The 19,004-nt window shown below is 54.9% G+C and carries 13 protein-coding genes and 1 pseudogene; 10 read left to right on the top strand and 4 right to left on the bottom strand.

Going from position 1 to position 19,004, the window contains the following annotated elements; genetic code table 11:
* The first annotated feature begins 758 nt into the window (after positions 1 to 758).
* The 3 genes and pseudogenes from ACNFBT_RS23865 to ACNFBT_RS23855 all read left to right on the top strand — a co-directional run.
* Positions 759 to 3,650, top strand: coding sequence for a ribonucleoside-diphosphate reductase subunit alpha (locus ACNFBT_RS23865; protein ID WP_416753187.1), 2,892 nt, complete (start codon positions 759 to 761; stop codon positions 3,648 to 3,650).
* A 243-nt stretch (positions 3,651 to 3,893) separates the two neighbouring features.
* Positions 3,894 to 5,141: a ribonucleotide-diphosphate reductase subunit beta gene (locus ACNFBT_RS23860; protein ID WP_416753186.1), complete on the top strand. Its 1,248-nt coding sequence runs from the start codon at positions 3,894 to 3,896 to the stop codon at positions 5,139 to 5,141.
* An 811-nt stretch (positions 5,142 to 5,952) separates the two neighbouring features.
* Positions 5,953 to 6,315: pseudogene (locus ACNFBT_RS23855) on the top strand (transposase); the annotation flags it as partial.
* Here ACNFBT_RS23855 and ACNFBT_RS23850 read toward each other — a convergent pair.
* A complete protein-coding gene (locus ACNFBT_RS23850) occupies positions 6,247 to 6,636 on the bottom strand; it encodes a hypothetical protein (protein WP_416753242.1) in 390 nt (129 codons plus the stop codon). The pseudogene ACNFBT_RS23855 and the gene ACNFBT_RS23850 overlap by 69 nt on opposite strands.
* 478 nt (positions 6,637 to 7,114) lie before the next feature.
* Here ACNFBT_RS23850 and ACNFBT_RS23845 point away from each other — a divergent pair, with 478 nt between their 5' ends.
* The 5 genes from ACNFBT_RS23845 to ACNFBT_RS23825 all read left to right on the top strand — a co-directional run bounded on the left by ACNFBT_RS23845 (position 7,115) and on the right by ACNFBT_RS23825 (position 11,056).
* On the top strand, positions 7,115 to 7,993 hold the full coding sequence (locus ACNFBT_RS23845; RefSeq protein WP_416753185.1) for a transporter substrate-binding domain-containing protein: 879 nt from the start codon (positions 7,115 to 7,117) through the stop codon (positions 7,991 to 7,993).
* An 86-nt stretch (positions 7,994 to 8,079) separates the two neighbouring features.
* On the top strand, positions 8,080 to 8,991 hold the full coding sequence (locus ACNFBT_RS23840; protein ID WP_416753184.1) for an amino acid ABC transporter permease: 912 nt from the start codon (positions 8,080 to 8,082) through the stop codon (positions 8,989 to 8,991).
* Positions 8,984 to 9,766, top strand: coding sequence for an amino acid ABC transporter ATP-binding protein (locus ACNFBT_RS23835; protein ID WP_416753183.1), 783 nt, complete (start codon positions 8,984 to 8,986; stop codon positions 9,764 to 9,766). The genes ACNFBT_RS23840 and ACNFBT_RS23835 overlap by 8 nt, the downstream gene beginning before the upstream one ends.
* A 133-nt stretch (positions 9,767 to 9,899) precedes the next feature.
* On the top strand, positions 9,900 to 10,193 hold the full coding sequence (locus ACNFBT_RS23830) for a transposase (protein ID WP_416753181.1): 294 nt from the start codon (positions 9,900 to 9,902) through the stop codon (positions 10,191 to 10,193).
* Entirely contained in the window at positions 10,190 to 11,056 is an 867-nt protein-coding gene (locus tag ACNFBT_RS23825; RefSeq protein WP_416753180.1) for an IS3 family transposase, read from the top strand. Before ACNFBT_RS23830 ends, ACNFBT_RS23825 begins: the two co-directional genes overlap by 4 nt.
* A gap of 833 nt (positions 11,057 to 11,889) precedes the next feature.
* Here the strand turns inward: ACNFBT_RS23825 and ACNFBT_RS23820 are convergent.
* From ACNFBT_RS23820 to ACNFBT_RS23810, 3 genes are all read right to left on the bottom strand, one after another.
* Positions 11,890 to 13,188, bottom strand: coding sequence for an aldehyde dehydrogenase family protein (locus tag ACNFBT_RS23820; protein WP_416753179.1), 1,299 nt, complete (start codon positions 13,186 to 13,188; stop codon positions 11,890 to 11,892).
* Between the two features lie 153 nt (positions 13,189 to 13,341).
* On the bottom strand, positions 13,342 to 14,172 hold the full coding sequence (locus ACNFBT_RS23815) for a hypothetical protein (protein ID WP_416753238.1): 831 nt from the start codon (positions 14,170 to 14,172) through the stop codon (positions 13,342 to 13,344).
* Positions 14,173 to 14,283: 111 nt separating this feature from the next.
* Positions 14,284 to 15,900: a GMC family oxidoreductase gene (locus ACNFBT_RS23810; RefSeq protein ID WP_416753178.1), complete on the bottom strand. Its 1,617-nt coding sequence runs from the start codon at positions 15,898 to 15,900 to the stop codon at positions 14,284 to 14,286.
* A 246-nt stretch (positions 15,901 to 16,146) separates the two neighbouring features.
* Between ACNFBT_RS23810 and ACNFBT_RS23805 the strand changes: the two genes are divergently transcribed.
* The gene (locus ACNFBT_RS23805; RefSeq protein ID WP_416753177.1) at positions 16,147 to 17,304 is read left to right on the top strand and encodes an ATP-grasp domain-containing protein; all 1,158 of its coding nucleotides are present in this window, start codon (positions 16,147 to 16,149) and stop codon (positions 17,302 to 17,304) included.
* On the top strand, positions 17,301 to 18,176 hold the full coding sequence (locus ACNFBT_RS23800; protein WP_416753176.1) for a succinate--CoA ligase subunit alpha: 876 nt from the start codon (positions 17,301 to 17,303) through the stop codon (positions 18,174 to 18,176). The genes ACNFBT_RS23805 and ACNFBT_RS23800 overlap by 4 nt, the downstream gene beginning before the upstream one ends.
* The last annotated feature ends 828 nt before the right edge of the window (positions 18,177 to 19,004 follow it).

The following is a 19,004-nucleotide window of genomic DNA, read 5'->3' as shown; positions in this document are numbered from 1 at the left end:
CTCCTGATGCGCCAAAGGCGGGCACTACTAAAGAAGAAAGCCCGCGCAAGCGGCCGGCATTGTAGCCAGATTGCCAGCCCGCCCGCACGCCGATGGCATGGACAGACATTGCCCGAAAAGGTCAAGAGCTGCTGCGGCAAAAACACTACATATTGTGGTAGTGTTCACCCCCTCGCGACGCCACCCCGCTGAGTGAAAAATCTGTCATCAAGCACGACGAACGGTGAAAGGCGCTCAGCACGCGGTCTGGCGCGAGTTACCCCGCTTCACCCACATTTCACCCACATTTTATCCACAGCTTTTCCCAAGCCCCTCTCCTTGCAAACCCCCCATTAGCGCATTATCTTGTATCCCCGTTGCGGCATACCCCTACATCTTGGGTTTGCCACCGTGAACCGGACACAAGAAGAAAGTCGAAGTCGCGAGCCTTTTCCATGGCTCCTCCGGTTCACCCACAACGTATTCCAGCCGTACTGATGGACCAGGCGGGCCGACCCGCAAGGAGCGATTCATGTCGATGGAAACGCGGTACGAGTGTTGCAACGATACGTTCAACACCACTAGGTATTGTGGTCCCGGCCCGTAAAGCCGGCACCCGACTTGGGCCAGGGAGGCGCTTCGGGTCTCAATCCCCCTGCTCAGAGAATTTTCAGCTCGCGGTCCTGCCGCGGGTCACCGCTCTTTTCGCTCTTTATTTTCGGGACGGCACCTCCGGTGCCAGTGACAAACCAATTACGAGAACGTGGAGACAACCACCCATGCAAATCGACACCACTCGCGAGAACCCGCAGGCCAACGCGCCGCAGGCCGCCGAATCCGCCCAGGATCTGGCCGCCACCGCGCCGGGCCAGCTGCGCGTGATCAAGCGCAACGGCACCGTAGTTCCCTACACCGATGACAAGATCACCGTAGCCATCACCAAGGCGTTCCTCGCCGTGGAAGGCGGCACCGCTGCCGCCTCGTCGCGCATCCATGAGACCGTGCGCCGCCTGACCGAACAGGTCACCGCGACCTTCAAGCGCCGCATGCCCTCCGGTGGCACCATCCACATCGAAGAAATCCAGGACCAGGTCGAACTGTCCCTGATGCGCGCCGGCGAGCAGAAAGTCGCCCGCGACTACGTGATCTACCGCGAAGCCCGTGCCAACGAGCGCAAGAACGCCGGCGCCGCCAGCGACATCGCCCAGCCGCACCCGAGCATCCGCATCACCAAGGCCGACGGCAGCACCCAGCCGCTGGACATGGGCCGCCTGCAGACCATCATCCGCGAAGCCTGCGAAGGCCTGGCCGAAGTCGACGGCGACCTGATCGAACGCGAAACCCTGAAGAACCTGTACGACGGCGTCGCCGAGAAGGACGTCAACACCGCCCTGGTGATGACTGCCCGTACCCTGGTCGAGCGCGAGCCGAACTACTCCTACGTCACTGCCCGCCTGCTGATGGACACCCTGCGCGCCGAAGCCCTGGGCTTCCTGGGCGTCGCCGAGAGCGCCACTCACCACGAGATGGCCGACCTCTACACCAAGGCCCTGGCCGCCTACGTCGAGAAAGGCGCCGAGTTCGAGCTGATCGACAGCAAGCTGAAAGAGTTCGACCTGGCCAAGCTGGGCGCCGCGATCAACCACGAGCGCGACCAGCAGTTCACCTACCTCGGCCTGCAGACCCTGTACGACCGCTACTTCATCCACAAGGACGGCATCCGTTTCGAACTGCCGCAGGTCTTCTTCATGCGCGTGGCCATGGGCCTGGCCATCGAAGAGAAGGACCGTGAAGCTCGCGCCATCGAGTTCTACAACCTGCTCTCCTCGTTCGACTACATGTCGTCGACCCCGACCCTGTTCAACGCCGGCACCCTGCGTCCGCAGCTCTCCAGCTGCTACCTGACCACCGTTCCGGACGACCTGTCGGGCATCTACAACGCCATCCACGACAACGCCATGCTGTCCAAATTCGCAGGCGGCCTGGGCAACGACTGGACTCCGGTCCGTGCGCTGGGTTCCTACATCAAGGGCACCAACGGCAAGTCCCAGGGCGTGGTTCCGTTCCTGAAAGTCGTGAACGACACCGCTGTAGCCGTGAACCAGGGTGGCAAGCGCAAGGGCGCCGTCTGCGCGTACCTCGAAACCTGGCACATGGACATCGAAGAGTTCATCGAGCTGCGCAAGAACACCGGTGACGACCGTCGCCGTACCCACGACATGAACACCGCGAACTGGATTCCCGACCTGTTCATGAAGCGCGTCTTCGACGACGGCCAGTGGACCCTGTTCTCCCCGTCCGAAGTACCGGACCTGCACGACCTGACCGGCAAGGCCTTCGAAGAGCGCTACGAGTACTACGAAGCCCTGACCCAGTACGGCAAGATCAAGCTGTTCAAGACCATCCAGGCCAAAGACCTGTGGCGCAAGATGCTCTCGATGCTCTTCGAGACCGGCCACCCGTGGCTGACCTTCAAGGACCCGTGCAACCTGCGCAGCCCGCAGCAGCACGTGGGCGTGGTTCACAGCTCGAACCTGTGCACCGAGATCACCCTGAACACCAACGCCGACGAGATCGCCGTCTGCAACCTGGGCTCGATCAACCTGGTCAACCACATCATCGACGGCAAGCTGGACACCGCCAAGCTCGAGAAGACCGTGAAGACCGCCGTTCGCATGCTCGATAACGTTATCGACATCAACTACTACTCGGTCCCGCAGGCTCGCAACTCGAACCTCAAGCACCGTCCGGTGGGCCTCGGCATCATGGGCTTCCAGGACGCGCTGTACCTGCAGCACATCCCGTACGGCTCCGACGCGGCCATCGAGTTCGCCGACAAGTCCATGGAAGCGGTGAGCTACTTCGCCATCCAGGCCTCCTGTGACCTGGCCGACGAGCGTGGCGCCTACGAGACCTTCAACGGCTCCCTGTGGTCCAAGGGCATCCTGCCGCTGGACTCCCAGCAGATCCTGATCGAAGCCCGTGGCCAGAAATACATCGACGTCGACCTGACCGAATCCCTCGACTGGGCTCCGGTACGTGCCCGCGTACAGAAAGGCATCCGTAACTCGAACATCATGGCCATCGCGCCGACCGCGACCATCGCCAACATCACCGGCGTATCGCAGTCCATCGAGCCGACCTACCAGAACCTGTACGTGAAATCGAACCTCTCCGGCGAATTCACCGTGATCAACCCCTACCTGGTACACGACCTCAAGGCTCGTGGCCTGTGGGACCCGGTCATGGTCAACGACCTGAAGTACTACGACGGCTCCGTGCAGCAGATCGAGCGCATCCCGCAAGACCTGAAGGACCTGTACGCCACCGCCTTCGAAGTCGAGACCAAGTGGATCGTCGACGCCGCCAGCCGCCGCCAGAAGTGGATCGATCAGGCCCAGTCCCTGAACCTCTACATCGCCGGCGCCTCGGGCAAGAAGCTGGACGTGACCTACCGCATGGCCTGGTACCGTGGTCTGAAGACCACCTACTACCTCCGTGCCCTGGCCGCCACCAGCACCGAGAAGTCCACCATCAACACCGGCAAGCTCAACGCCGTATCCGCGGGTGGCGACGAAGGCCTGCAAGCCGCTCCGGCCGCCGCGCCGCAGCCGGCTCCGGTGCCGAAAGCTTGCTCCATCGACAACCCGGACTGCGAAGCCTGCCAGTAAGGTGAGCGCGCCGCGAAAGCGGCGCTAACACCGAAACAGCAGACCGCACGGACTGTCCCCTCTCCCTCAGGAGCGGGGCGCGCAGCCAGGGCTAGGGTGAGGGGCTCTTCAGGGCCCCTGCTCCCTCAGAACAACAGCCTCCTCCGTCGCGAACGGAAGAAGCACAAGCTCTTAGCGTGCACTCACACACGCCACCAGACATCAGGCCGCCACAGAACGGCCATCCAGAACAGGAGAGGACCCATGCTGAGCTGGGACGAATTCGACAAAGAAGACGCCACCGAAACCAAGGCCGCCCCGGCAGTCGCCCAGGCCGCCGCGCAAAGCGCTGACCGACTCGACTCCGAAGCCGCCGGCTCCGTCGAAGAAGCACGCGCCGTTTCCGCCGCCGACTCCGACGCCGTCGCCCGTGCCAAGCAGGCCCTCGACGCCCTGGACATCCAGGAAGGCCTGGACGATCTGGAAGGCTCCGCCGCCCGCGTACAAGTCGGCGACAAGCAGATGATCAACGCCCGCGCCGACCTCAACCAGCTCGTACCCTTCAAGTACGACTGGGCCTGGCAGAAGTATCTGGATGGTTGCGCCAACCACTGGATGCCCCAGGAAGTGAACATGAACGCCGACATTGCCCTGTGGAAGAGCAAGGACGGCCTCAGCGAAGACGAGCGCCGCATCGTCATGCGCAACCTCGGCTTCTTCTCCACCGCCGACTCCCTGGTCGCCAACAACCTGGTGCTGGCCGTCTACCGCCTGATCACCAACCCCGAGTGCCGCCAGTACATCCTGCGCCAGGCCTTCGAAGAAGCGATCCACACCCACGCCTACCAGTACTGCATCGAATCGCTGGGCATGGACGAGGGCGAAATCTTCAACATGTACCACGAGATCCCGAGCGTCGCGAAGAAAGCGTCCTGGGGCCTCAAGTACACCCGCTCGATCTCCGATCCCAAGTTCGAAACCGGCACCCCGGAGACCGACCGCCAGTTCCTGCGCAACCTGATCGCCTACTACTGCGTCCTGGAAGGCATCTTCTTCTATTGCGGCTTCACCCAGATCCTCTCCATGGGCCGCCGCAACAAGATGACCGGCACCGCCGAGCAGTTCCAGTACATCCTGCGCGACGAATCCATGCACCTGAACTTCGGCATCGACGTGATCAACCAGATCAAGATCGAAAACCCGCACCTGTGGGATGCCCAGATGAAGGACGAGGCCACCCAGATGATCCTCCAGGGCACCCAGCTGGAGATCGAATACGCTCGCGACACCATGCCGCGCGGCGTACTGGGCATGAACGCCGCGATGATGGAGGACTACCTCAAGTTCATCGCCAACCGCCGCCTGACCCAGATCGGCCTCAAAGAGGAATACCCGGGCACCAGCAACCCGTTCCCGTGGATGAGCGAAATCATGGACCTCAAGAAGGAAAAGAACTTCTTCGAGACCCGCGTGATCGAGTACCAGACCGGCGGCGCGCTGAGCTGGGACTGACGGAAGTAGTCGTAATTTTTCACGATGAATTGGAATTTTTTCACTTCAAAGTGAAACGAACGCACCAATTGAGTGCGGAGTGTAACAAGCAAGAACCTTGGAACCGCCAGGGATGGTGGCGAAGAGGCGCAGTCAAAGGGCCGGTAAGCATTGCTTACCGGCCCTTTTCTTTGTCTGGGATGCAGCGCCCCATCAGGGATGAACGCTCGTTGGCAACCATATTAGATCGACTTCTGTCAGTCGCGACCGCCAGTAATCGGCCGAGACTGCGTGAAAACCGCTGCCGCATTCTGCTACTGGTCCGATGCACAGAAGGGCCGCATTCGCGGTAGCACCTCCCCGCCTTGCAAAGCTCCTGAAGGGATATCGTATGCCTGATAAACGAAGGCGTACATGTACCCAGGTGGGAGGTTGCCAATGAAGATCACAGCCATGAAGCAGACTGAATCGGTCAGTGGTGTTCCGTGCGAAATTTGAGGCAATAACACGCGCATTGACGGGCATGGAATGCAATTTTCCACTCTTTGCGCCAGTTGGGGTTATGGCTCGGCCCACGCTCGCGAACACTATGAGGTCCATTTGTGCGAACCCTGTTTTTTTCAGGACGCTTTCCGGCCTCAGACAAGAGTGCATGGTGAACTTCATGTTCAGTGATTAGGACCAGGATCTCATCGATTTCGGACGAGTTCCTCTCGATGACTTTTTCAATGACGGCGGTAGCTTGACCTCCCGATTTCCTGCTGGCACGGCATCTCAGGCCTGGCCGGTATTTCCCCTAGAATTGTGAAATCAACGTCAGTGGCGACTGCGCATGAAGCGCTTCATCCAGGGAGAACATCGAGGCCAAAGCACGCCGCCGCCGCTCTGAGAGCCTGGCTGATTACGTTCCAGAGGCCAATTCGGCACGGGTGGCCAATGTGTTCGTCGATGAACTCTACCTCGGCAGGTTAGGCTGCGACGGTGTCGTCCCGCTTACCATTCCTGCGTTCTGCTGAAGACCTACATCTACGGTTATCTCAATCGCATCCAATCCAGCCGCCGGCTGGAACGGGAGGCGCAACACAATGTCGAGCTTATGCAGTTGACCGGACATCTGACGCTGGACTTAAAGACCATCGCCAAATTTTGTAAGGACAACGGCAAGGCTATCCGCAGCGTCTGCCAGCACTCCGTTAGCCCATTCCCAAATGTCGTTACGAAGCCCTTGTATCTGCATCGGCGAGTACTTCAGCTTTTCGTAAGACTGGCCAAGCTGCAAATCCAACCGGCTGCAGATCTCGTAACCGATCGTGGGCCCGATTACCGTCATGATATGCGGGTCGGCAGGCTCGAAAATTTCTACGTTGGGAGCACGCTCATAGAGATGGGCCAGTGCACCTGAGGCAGCATCACGGATGCGATTCGTTATCGAAAAATCACCTCCTTGATGATCTCCGTAGCCAGGTCTAGGGCGGAGATTCTGGCTTCCAATCAATAATCCTAGGGTTGGAGCCATCGTGGACGGCTCCCAGGAGCTGGCCACGTCGCCCGGTGCTCCGGGCAACACCGCGCATGGTCCGACTTACTCGCCTGCCCCCCAATGCCCTTGTTAACCATGCCACTGGCTACATCGCATAAGGGTGGAGGTCAGTTTGCTGCTTGGCTGCCTGGATAACTTTGATGACGAGGTTGAGGCCCCCAAGCCAACCTGGATTGGGGCGGGCCAGGCCCAATGGAGGCTCGACTATGGTACGTGGAGCGTGCTCGCCAACCGTTTGCCAAATACAAGCCGGGCCCTTCAGGAAGCCCGGTGCGATTCAACCTGCGCGCATCGAAGCAGCTGCGAAACCCTTCACGCTCGCGCGGCCGTCGATTTTTAGCGAGAGGCTTGCACGTACCCATGAGTACGCATAACATCCCAATGCGTCGTTTTTTTTAAATGCGGCGGATTTTTGGCGACACAACAACAACAATTCTTGAAGTGGAGTATGGAAATGGGATACTGCAAGCAAATCTTTGCCGGCGCCCTGATGGCGGTGGGTTTTGTCCTTACCAGCGCTACTTTCGCGGCCTCCGAGGATTATCCAGTAGACACCGCATCCGTCGCCCTTTTGCCTGCGAAAGTGAAAGCCGCTGGCGTACTTCGTATCGCCATGCCTGATCAAGGCGCGCCTTTTAACTTTAAGCAGGGCGAAGAACTCAAGGGGATGGAGCCAGATTTGGCTCGCGCAATCGCCGCCACCTTGGGTTTGAAGCCTGAAATCACGCTGACGCCGTTCACTTCGGCTATCCCAGGGCTTCAAGCAAGCAAGTTCGATCTTTCTTTTGGTCAATTTTATATCAGGAAAGATCGACTACAAGTTGTTGACTTTATCAGCGACTGGAAGACCTACAATGTATTCATGGTCTTGAAAGAAAAAGGAATCAGGCCGACGCAGATACTCGACCTATGTGGCCATAGCGTCGGGGCTATGTCGGGAACCGTTCAACTCGATGCCTTACAGAAAAACAACGGTAAATGCACCAGTGGGACGATCAATATCAATGCATTTCCATCAATGGCAAACGCTGTCCTAGCACTTTCTAGCGGGCGGATCGACGCGGTGTTCGTTGACCCAGACGTGTCTAGGGCAGCACGCAAAGATAACAGTGATTTCGTTGAGAGTGGCAAACTGAATGAGGGACTAACTGCTATCGCCGTAGCCCGAAACGAACAACTTACCGGTTTGGCCGAAGCCGTAAGGTCGGCTATGGTAAAGTTGGATCAAAGCGGCGCATACAAGAAGATTCTTGACGCTTACGGCACGGGTTACGGAGCGATCGATAAATTCGATATCTACAAGCAAGACTCGGTGCCTCCCGTCTATCAATAATTTCTCTCTATGAAGGACTGATGCTTTGGTCGTGCCGCTAGGTGCGACCAACTTAAATCGTTCGGGACTTGTTGATTGGTGAGATCATGAATCAAATTGCACTCAAATGCGCCAAGCCGTTACACGATAAAAATCCTCCGATTGTTCCTCTCAGGCATTATGGTCGCTGGGTTGCTGCTGCCGTTCTTCTTTGTCTTCTTTTGTCTTTCGGGGAGTCCCTATTTACGAACCCTCGGTTTGGGTGGGACGTAGTCTGGAAATATCTCTTCGATAGCTCAATCCTAGCCGGTTTGATCACAACGATCTGGCTGACCGTCGCGTCAATGGCCATAGGCATTTTGCTCGGTACTTTGCTGGCCACAATGCGGCTATCAGAAAACCGTCTGCTTTCAGGGTTCGCGGCAACCTACACATGGCTATTCCGTGGCTCGCCCCTGCTGGTTCAGTTGATTTTCTGGTACAACCTCGCGGCGCTGTATCCGAAGATCTCACTGAATCTGCCGTTCGGGCCTACCCTATTCAGCTTTGACGCGAACAGTTACATCACGATATATGTCGCCGCTCTTCTTGGCCTGAGCTTAAATGAAGGCGCATACATGTCGGAGATTGTGCGGTCTGGTTTAAACGCCGTGCCAAAAGGCCAGCGAGAGGCAGCTCAAGCCCTTGGAATGAGCAGTTATCGGATATTTTTCAAGATCACCCTGCCACAAGCTATGCCGGTTATTGTTCCGCCCGCCGGCAACGAGCTAATTGGCATGCTTAAGACGTCATCTCTTGTGAGCGTCGTCGCAATGCAGGAACTCTTGTATTCGGCACAGCTAATCTACACGGTCAATTTCCGGACCATTCCACTGTTGATCGTTGCATCGATCTGGTATTTGGCTTTGACCACCATTCTCTCAATCGGACAACATTTTATTGAGCGCCATTTCAACAAATCTCGCTCATTGAAAAGCCGCACTACATCGCCTTCCGAGGAGAGCAACGGTCATGACTAATGCTACTTCCACCACCGAATTCGCAGTTACAGCACGCAACGTCACAAAATCATTTGGATATTATAGCGTGCTCAAGGGAATTGATCTTGATATCCGATACGGTGAAGTAACCTGTATCCTCGGCCCCTCAGGCTCCGGAAAAAGTACACTACTGCGGTGTATGAACCACTTGGAACGGATTGATGGCGGCCGACTGATCGTTGCAGGAGAGTTCGTTGGATACCGCCAAAAAGATGGCGTCCTGTATGAGATGCGGCCCAATGAAATTGCGAAACAGCGTGCCGAGATAGGCATGGTGTTTCAAAGTTTCAATCTATTCCCGCATATGACCGTACTGCAAAATATTATTGAAGCGCCTATCCACATTCGTCGCATGCCAAGAGCGCAGGCCGTAGAGATAGCCCAGCAGCTTTTGAAGAAAGTTGGGCTACACCACAAGGCCAATGCGTTCCCGCCAACTCTTTCGGGAGGGCAACAGCAACGCGTTGCCATAGCCCGCGCCTTGGCAATGAAACCTCGCGTTATGTTGTTCGACGAACCGACAAGTGCACTTGACCCAGAGTTGGTTGGAGAGGTCCTGTCGGTCATGAAAGATCTCGCTTCTGAAGGAATGACGATGGTGGTCGTTACTCATGAAATGGGATTTGCACGAGAGGTGGCCGACACAGTGGTTTTCATGGACGAAGGAGTGATTGTCGAACAAGGCCCACCCTCCAGCGTCTTCGAAAGCCCCAAGTCAGATCGCGCCAGATCGTTTTTCAGCAAAGTTCTTTAGTCCAAGATGATACTTTATTGAGTTGCTCTGCAGGTTCGGAACCCTCCTCGAACCTGCGCAACTTATGATTGGTCTGTCCCGGGCTGAGTGGACACTGACTTAAGGTGGATAATGCCCACCGCAAGGAGTGTTCATGACCCAGACCAGACGACGTTTTCCCGAATCCTTCAAACGCGAGGCGGTAGACCAGGTGCTTGCCGGTACGCCGCTTCGTCATGTCGCCGAGACGCTGGGCATCGCCGAAAGCCTGTTGGGCAAATGGAAGCGCCAGTACGAGCAGCAAGGTGACAATGCCTTTCCGGGCAATGGCAAGCAGCGGGGCAAGAGCGCGGAGCTGCGTCGCCTACGCCAGCAACTGGCTCAGGTCACCATGGAGCGCGATGTTTTAAAAAAGGCGCTCGCCATCTTCTCGCAGCCCACGAAGTGAAGTTCCGCGCCATCGAGGCGTTGGCCGGTCGCTATCCCGTAGCACCGATGTGCCGGCTGCTGCAGGTATCCCGCAGCGGTTTCTATGCCTGGCAGCAGCGGCCTCCCTCGGCGAGAGAGATGGCGAATCGGCGTCTGAGCCAGGAGATCCGCACCATCCACCATGAGGTGAATGGGATCTATGGCCACCGCCGAATCAAGGCCGAGTTGGCGGCCATGGGGCATGCGTGTGGTCGACACCGGGTTGCTCGACTGATGCGCGAAGCCGGTCTGCGCGTTCGCTCGCGCAAGCGCTGGCGGCTGGTTTCCAGCAGTCGTCATGCTCTGCCGATTGCCCCGAACCACCTGGATCGCCAGTTCGCCTCGGATCGCGCCAATCGGCACTGGGTCTCGGACATGACCTACGTGCGGACGGCCCAAGGCTGGCTGTATCTGGCCGTCGTGCTCGATCTCTATTCACGCGCTGTCGTCGGTTGGGCGATGCACCACCGCATGCAGCAGGCCCTGGTGCATGCTGCTCTGGAGATGGCCGTTGCACGCCGACAGCCGAAAGAAGAAGTGCTGCTGCACTCGGATCGTGACAGCCAATACTGCGCGTACGACTACCAGGCTTTGCTTCGGCGACATCGAATCGTGCCCAGCCATTCACGTCCGGGGAACTGCTGGGACAACGCCGCGATGGAGAGCGTCTTCCGTTCGCTGAAGGCCGAGCGGGTGTACCTGACTCGCTACGCCAGCTACCAGGAAGCGAAAACCGACCTGTTCGACTACATCCGCTTTTACAATCACCGCCGTCGCCACTCGACGTTGGGCTATCTCAGTCCGATGGAGTTTGAGCGGCGAAATGCGAGCAGTAGCTCTTAACTACTTGTCCATCAGTTCCGGGACAGACCAAGGAAATAATCCCCGGTAATTGGCAATGTGCATTGCCGACACCCAGAGCAATTGGCAGGCGCTCGATCATGAGCCAGCTTGTACCAGGTCGCCAGAGCGACCAATGTCTCTTTCAATTTTACGCATCAAGACTTCCAGAGCAGGACTTCTGGACTTGCGCTCTCACCGCACCACATATTCCAAGGATAGTGACGGCGTCAGGCGGTCCGTGATGATCTGCATCTCGCCTTGGATATAGCAGTCATTCACTCCCCCATCGTTGCGATGATAGCAAGCACAATCCCCGATGCACTTGAACACTTAGATGCAGTGTCGAAAAGAAGCACTCAACTAGATACAGCCAAGATGCGGAAGTCGGTATGAAGTTTAAGCTCTAACCAGACAGACTGACACATCGAGGTGATCTCGTACAGCACCGTCGGATCGATCAGCGAAAACCAGCTCTGCAACAGATAAGGGTGCAGCATGATTTCCAGTTGGCAACTGGTTAGCGGCCACCACCGGCCTTCGAGCAATGCTGTTCGATCAGTACCTCCAACACGTCCCAGGGCACCGCATAATCCATCTTGGCCAGAAAACGCTCCTGACAGGTCATCTGACGTTTGCCTGCGTGCTCGAAGTCAGAAACAGCTCATTTGGATCATAAGACTGACTAACGCTGCTGACTGGAGTCCTGTTCAGCACAGGATACATGCCGACTTGATCGAAGTTACTCTGATTACAATCACCATGCGGTCGAGCAGTAATTATCGTCGGCCAAACCAGCGGAGGCAGATTGCGAGCTCACAGTCGAAACTGAATACTCAGACTCTAATCCCAATGATAGACTTCAACTCGAGGCATTCATGGAAACCATATTCACCGCATTCTCGACCGTTACCCGACTGACGGTATCCACCATAAGGTGCCCCTGCGTCTAGGGGCGGGGAGTTCACATATACTGAACCAACCCGAAGTGAGTTTGCGACTTTTTGCGCAGCGCTAATATCTGATCCGGCCACATAGGCCGCGAGTCCATAATGGCTATTGTTCGCGATGTCAATTGCTTGCTCATATGTATGATAGGGAACAATACTCAGTACAGGGCCAAAGATCTCCTCACGAAAAATCGACATACTCTCTGTTACGTCAGAGAAAATTGTCGGACGAACAAAGAATCCGTTCGGATTTCCTTCTGGCCGGCCAAGCCCTCCACAGACTATATTCGCCCCTTCATCAATTCCTTGGGCAATCTTCGCTTGAACAAGGTCAAACTGCTGCTCATTCACCAGTGGGCCCATGTTTGTGCGAGTGTCATTTGGCGAACCGACAACCATCTTATCCGCAGCGTCGCAGGCGAGAGTAACTACCTGTGCTAGACGGTCATGTGGAACAAGCAAACGGGTTCCGGCATCGCATGCTTGCCCACTGAGATGAAAACAATTTTCGACTGCAGCGGGAACTGCATTCTGAAAATCGGCATCCTTAAGGAGAATATTAGCCGATTTTCCTCCCAGTTCGTGCACGACCCGCTTGACGGTATCAGCGGCTGATTTGCTGATTTGTACCCCGGCTCGGGTCGACCCAGTGAACGAGATCATATCAACGTCGGGATGACGAGTGATTGCATCACCAACAGTTGCACCATCCCCTTGAACAAGATTAAAAACTCCGGGAGGAAAGCGAGCTTCATCCAACATTTCCGCAACGATGACAGCATCGAGTGGGGTATATTCGCTGGGCTTAAGGACAGTCGTACATCCAGTAGCCAACGCGGGTAGAAGTTTCGTGAGAATCTGACCGATCGGCCAGTTCCAGGGGGTGATCAACCCGATGACCCCGATCGGCTCTTTACGAACAGTCGTTATACCGCTCGAGACTTCAAAATTGAATTCCTTAAGGATTTCAAGCGTCTTGGCGATATGAGCCTCGCAGAATCCTATTAAGCTTCCGGAGCTAACGCTTATGGGCATGCCAGTCTGGATGGTAACAATCTCCGCAATCTCATATGACCGACGCTTAAAAATCCTATAAAAGTTCTCAATAAGTTCAATTCTTTCGGAGCGAGAAGTTCCAGAGAACACTGTAAAGGCCCTTCGTGCAGCACTTACAGCTCGATCCACATCAATAGCCCCCCAGTGCTACAGATGCGAACGTTTCTTCAGTTGCTGGGTTCGTTAGCCTCGCAGAACTAGATCAGCCGGAGCAACCCATTTCCCATCGATGTAAAATTTTAAATAATTATCGTTGAAGGCGTGCATTGCCACTCTCGCTCACTAAGAAATTCTTGCCACTGGTGAATTTAAAGACTTCCCGTAATCTCGAACGCTTTCGCAAAGGCCGCGGATGACTGGAAATATCGTTTCTTCAATTCCCTTCCTTACCATTGCGTCGTTAGGGTAATTGTTGCTCGCCTGGCGCCAGAAGGCTCGCCCCCCCAGGAAACCACTCGCACCCGCAAGGAATGCAGCCTTTAACGCATCCTTGAACCGATCGATGTTGGAACCGGCAGTTAGCATCACCCAAGGGCACTGAATACCGGAGGATAGTTCTCGGAAATACTCTGTTCGCGCTGCAAAGCCAGAAGAAATCTCATCCGTAAACGGATTTTCAATCTGCATCAAGTCAATCGGAATTCTTTGATCACGTATCAATCTGATGAGCCGCTTTAGATCGTTCGGAGGATCAGAATTAACATTAGTCGCAGTCTGATAGAGTAGCGGACTGAGAATGAATGGCACCCCCACCTCATCGCAACGCGCACTAACCTTTTGCATTAAAGCCATCTGGTGAGCCTGAACTTCTTCCGGCGCTTGCGAATGAAGGTATAGTGATAAATTTATAGCATCTGCCCCCAGATCAATAGCCTCCTCGATCGCACTTTCATGTTGCAACGCATCGACGACCCAAGGCCCATGCCTCTCATGAGTACCATTTTCAACCGCAACAATTAGACCACAGTGTTGGCGGATACTCGAAAAGGTATCTTGGTCTGCGTATTGCAGATCCATCATGAGAGCCGAGACATGCGGGGCTAATATTTCGGCGATTAACCGTTTGAACTTTACAACTTCATCGTGAGGAACAGGCTTTCCGAAGCTCAGCACTTCCAAGAAGGACTCGATTGCCGGTCTATGACTTACCGCAGCCATTATTAGGAATCCAGCCTGCGTCGCGAGACTACCTAGACGTCCAAAAGATTGGTTCATTGTAATAATCTACACCCTGTAGTTTGACATTCGAATTAAGTCCGCTGCTCGTTCCCCGATCATCATTGAAGTGGCGTTCGTGTTGGCAGAAACAACAACAGGCTGTATCGACGCGTCTGCAACTCGAAGGTTCTCGATACCAATAACACGAAGTTGGGGATCGACGACGTTTCCCGAAATTTCAGCCGGCCCCATTCGGCAAGTTCCGCTCGTGTGATACGCAGTTGAGATCGTATCTTTAACCCAATCGATCATAGCGGGGCCATCGACAACGCCTGGCCCGGGATCAATCTCTAACGCGTCAAGCGCTTGAAACTCGGGGGTCGCAATAATCTTTCGAGTCAGCGCGACTGACTCTGTAAACGTCTGAAAATCCTCAGGCTTATCGAGATAGTTAAGCTCTATTTTCGGCGGATCATACACGGAGTTAGACGTGAGGATTAGCTTGCCACGTGACTGGGAGTTCTGTGATGTCAGTACTATCTGAAAGGATTCAAACGCGTATGGCTTATGGAGGTCTCCAGTTAGTGCAAGCGGGAACAACTCAAACTTCACATTGGGTTTTGTGTGGGTTGAGTTAGTTCGGACATAGCCGCCTGCCTCAAAGTGATTTTTAGCAGTGACACCAGTCTTGAACAAAAACCAGTTAAGCCCGGCGACGATTTTCGCGGGCCCGCTTGCGAAACGAGAAAGCCCAATACCCTTCTTGCAGCGGAACCGCATCTTAATCAGCGGATGGTCTTGGAGATTGCCTCCAATGGCGTCGTTGTCATGAACGACTTTGATTCCGTTTTCTATCAGTTGCTTGGCGGGTCCAATCCCTGAAAGCATCAACAGATGAGGACTGCCGATTGAACCTGAGCACAAAATCGTTTCGCGTCGCGCATATACGATTTCATCCTTCCCGTTTCTAGCAACGAGTACCCCTCTTGCGCACTTGCTTTCGATCAGTATTTGCAAAGCCCAGGTGCCCGTCCAAATTCTCAAGTTTGGACGAGATCTCACTTCCTTTGTCAGGTAGCCACGTGCTGCACTGCATCGCTTGCCGCCAGCGATGTTCTGCTCTTCGACCGTTATACCTTCCTGAAATTGGCCGTTGTAGTCGGATGTGTACGGTAAGCCTACCCTCACGCCGCCGGTTATCAATGCTGCCGAAAGGGGGCTAAGATTCGAAGTCTCCCGAGAAATCTTGATAGGGCCGTTGATCCCACGATAAGTTGGATCTCCCCATGGCGCATGCTCCATCCTCTTAAAGTACGGAAGCACATCGGCATAGCTCCAGCCTTTGCAACCATGCTCGTTAGCCCAATGATCATAGTCCAAAGGATGTCCGCGGGTGTACACCATACCGTTTATGCTTGAAGAGCCTCCCAATACACGTCCGCGAGGTTGGCATATTACTCGCTGTTTTGCGTTCTGTAGGGGCTCACTCTTGAAAGGCCAGCTGAACCGATCATTGGTCAGCAAGCTGTCCACTGCCAAGGGCATATCAATTCGCCATGAAGCATCATTCGGACCAGCCTCAATCAGCAACACGGTGATATCCCGTTGCTCACTAAGACGTGCCGCCAACGCGCACCCTGCCGAACCCGCACCAACGATCACGTAGTCGAATGTTTCCGGCATTTTTCACTTCCTCGAGCGAAGAAAATACCCGAGAGTACGAAATTCAGACGCTCGAGTCAACAAGGTCGCTTCATCAAATTTGATCCGATTCTGATCGAGGTGCGGTCACTGCATCAGCCTTTCAAAAGACTTGATTGTACCCGTCAGTATGTTTATATACTCACGGGTACTCGAGCCAAATTCGGTCCATTTCAAACTGAGACAGGACCGTCAGATCGATGCGGTCACCTGTCGGAGGGCAGACGCATGTTGCTTCCTGAGCATCTGGGGAAAGAATTACTTCGCGAGTGCGATATCACGGTGCCGTTTGGCACCACGATTAGGTCGCGCGACGAACTGGAGCGTGCGCTGGGCTCGCTGAAAGGGGCCAGCGTACTAAAGGCCCAAATAGCGTCCGGAGGGCGCGGAAAAGGCGGCGGGATCAGATTTGCTTATGACAGAGCAACGGCTTACAGCGAATTTGACTCCCTCCTCGGCGCTGAGGTGAATGGCCTTCGCGTTGACGCAGTTCTCGTAGAAGACTTCTTCCAGGTCACAGCGGAGCGATACATCGGCTTCATAATTGAAAGCAGCGAAATTTGGCTGATTCTGGGGTCAAAAGGTGGTGTCGACATTGAGGATATCAGTCAGAGCGAGCCAGAAACAGTCATCCGACTTTTAATCAACCCAATCGTCGGTCCGAGTTGGGACGAGATGTCGAAAGCATGTGAAAAAATCGGTCTAAATAATCGCCAAGCCTATTTTGAGCTCGCAAGGAATTTATTTAAAGTCCTCAAAAAAAATGACGCGACAATGGTTGAGATTAATCCATTGGCCGAAATTGGCGACGGATCGCTCGTTGCGCTCGACGCTCGTATTTTGATTGATGAATCAGCCATTTTCAGGCAGCCCAGGTTAATTCAGCATCAATGCCACGATACCCACAGTGAGGCCGACCAAGGCCTTCCTAGGCCGCTTGCCAAGATAAAACAACTGAGCAACGGCGGCGCAGTAGCCTATGCAGGAATTGGCGGCGGTATTGGAATAACTGTCGCGGACTGGATCGCGGATCGCGGGCAGACTGTTTCGCTGATGATCGATCTTGATGACTTGATTGCCTCGGGGAGGCTAGAGGAAGCCGCCCCTTCCCTATTTCAATCGTTTGACGAAGCCCCCACAGTGAAGGTCATTTTCATAAGCCTTATGACCTGCAGCTACTATATTCCCGATCTGGCAGAGGCACTCTTATCGGCCGCCACTGCAAGATCACAAGCAAATGCAAAGCCTGTAGTCTTCAACCTTCATGGTAGGGGAGAAGCCCAATCTGAATCGACTTTCTTGAAGTACAGAGTACGCAATTCCCAAAACATCGCCGATGCCATCGAAAAGGTTATCGCCGCAGCAAACGGAGAGGTGCTTCCATGAGCGTCGTACTCAGCGCAACGTCCAAAGTAATTTTTTATGGAACTAATTCCCTCTCCAGTGTCCGAATGCTTAGCGCAATGATTGAGGCAGGAACATTTGTAAGCGCTGTTATTACTAACGACCCCTCTCTAGCAATAGCTCCTTCAAAACCATTTCCAACGGCTAAAGACGCCGCCATTTACACTGGGAAACCGGATGTCGCGCTTATCTTTACCAATCCCGCCGATGCGCTCGCCGCTGTAGAAGATGCACTATCGGCTGATGCTTCAACGATAATTACTATAACAGAGTATGTGCCTGTTCATGATGCACTTTTAATGAAAGACCTTGCTCGCGAGAAAGGTGCTTTGCTGATTGGCCCGAACTCCTCTGGAGTATTGAGCGCAGGTATTGCTCAGGCCGGTTACATCTGTAACGACATCTGCAATTCCGGAAATATCGGTGTAATTGCCAAAAGCGGATCTGTCGCATATGCCGCAATGTCGGAAATGAAAGGCGTGGGATTAGGCATTTCGACGGTAATTTCAATCGGAGGAGATATGGTGAAGGGGAGTGACTTTCGAGAAGCGCTCGCCTTATTCGAGGCCGACGACGACACTGACGCAATTCTTCTTCTTGGCGAGATCGGGGGGGCGGACGAGGAGCTAGCGGCAGAGTTTATAAGCGCTCAAGTCCGCAAGCCCGTAGTGGCGTTTATTTCTGGAAAATCTGTAAAACCGGGGCAATCCGTTGGGCACGCTGGTGCTATTGTCACGAAATCGCGTGGAGGCTATGAAGGAAAAGTGAAAGCTTTTAGAGATGCAGGCGTCATTGTAGCTGAGAATTTCTCTCAAATTACAGAGAAACTTCTATTACTTTCGTACGGGCAGTGACGCGCAGCACCAACTGTTCAATAAACCTGTACGAGGCACACCAGAGGAAACTTGGATACTCGCAGGCAGCGTAAAAAATTAGAGCACTAGCTGCGAGGCTGAAGCTCACATGCTTAATCAGGGTTATAGCCATATCTAAGTCTGCCACTCGCTCGGAGTCATCGGATCGGCGTTGCGCCCCCAGATCAATTGGTTTCAGTATGAAGGCATCAACGTGACTACGCAGTGCCGGGTGCTGACACTGGATCAGCAAAAAATTATATTCTTCACGGAGTCCCCCCCCATAAAAGAACGGCGGTCTGGTTGAAGATGTTTGTGCGACCAAACCTCTAAACCAGCACCGCCGCTCTGATGCAGAACGCAACTGCATTCCCTCCTTTCTCTTGCCTCTATCGACTCTGACGCCAATGCCCTGCAGATTGAGTTGGAGCCCGTCCCGTGGCACCTGCCCCGCCGCGGCAGTTCCCAATAACTTGTTCGCCGGTCCACAAGTACTCGCGACAAATCTGCGACCTGCCGATACTGGGGCAACCGGTTTTTCTGCAGGTCCGTTTGCTGCGGCAGTCCCGCTCCCGCTGCGGTCGGCGCGTGGAGTGGATCAGTTGGTTGGAGCTCGGTGCACGATTGATGCGGCGCCTGGTCGGCGCTGCACTGATGGTCATTGCGGTGTACAGCACGCTCATGCGGCTAAAGCAGCCCCTGTTGCATTTCGACTCTCTGAGATTGGGACCGTTTCCACAGCCGGTGCCCATACTGTGGATTCCGGATCGTCGAGAGCGGCCGTTTCGGTAGATTCGGACGGGTTTCCGCCTGATCCGAAACTGGCGG

The organism is Pseudomonas sp. NY15181, assembly GCF_048068055.1.
In the GTDB taxonomy this organism is placed as follows: Bacteria; Pseudomonadota; Gammaproteobacteria; order Pseudomonadales; family Pseudomonadaceae; genus Pseudomonas.
Note: the sequence above shows the minus strand (reverse complement) of the source record. Positions and strands in the feature narration are given on the sequence as shown.

Excerpts from the sequence above, each read along its gene's own strand:
- ACNFBT_RS23865 (WP_416753187.1), top strand. The coding sequence starts at position 759 with ATGCAAATCGACACCACTCGCGAGAACCCGCAGGCCAACGCGCCGCAG.
- ACNFBT_RS23860 (WP_416753186.1), top strand. The coding sequence starts at position 3,894 with ATGCTGAGCTGGGACGAATTCGACAAAGAAGACGCCACCGAAACCAAG.
- ACNFBT_RS23850 (WP_416753242.1), bottom strand. The coding sequence starts at position 6,636 with ATGGCTCCAACCCTAGGATTATTGATTGGAAGCCAGAATCTCCGCCCT.
- ACNFBT_RS23845 (WP_416753185.1), top strand. The coding sequence starts at position 7,115 with ATGGGATACTGCAAGCAAATCTTTGCCGGCGCCCTGATGGCGGTGGGT.
- ACNFBT_RS23840 (WP_416753184.1), top strand. The coding sequence starts at position 8,080 with ATGAATCAAATTGCACTCAAATGCGCCAAGCCGTTACACGATAAAAAT.
- ACNFBT_RS23835 (WP_416753183.1), top strand. The coding sequence starts at position 8,984 with ATGACTAATGCTACTTCCACCACCGAATTCGCAGTTACAGCACGCAAC.
- ACNFBT_RS23830 (WP_416753181.1), top strand. The coding sequence starts at position 9,900 with ATGACCCAGACCAGACGACGTTTTCCCGAATCCTTCAAACGCGAGGCG.
- ACNFBT_RS23810 (WP_416753178.1), bottom strand. The coding sequence starts at position 15,900 with ATGCCGGAAACATTCGACTACGTGATCGTTGGTGCGGGTTCGGCAGGG.
- ACNFBT_RS23805 (WP_416753177.1), top strand. The coding sequence starts at position 16,147 with ATGTTGCTTCCTGAGCATCTGGGGAAAGAATTACTTCGCGAGTGCGAT.
- ACNFBT_RS23800 (WP_416753176.1), top strand. The coding sequence starts at position 17,301 with ATGAGCGTCGTACTCAGCGCAACGTCCAAAGTAATTTTTTATGGAACT.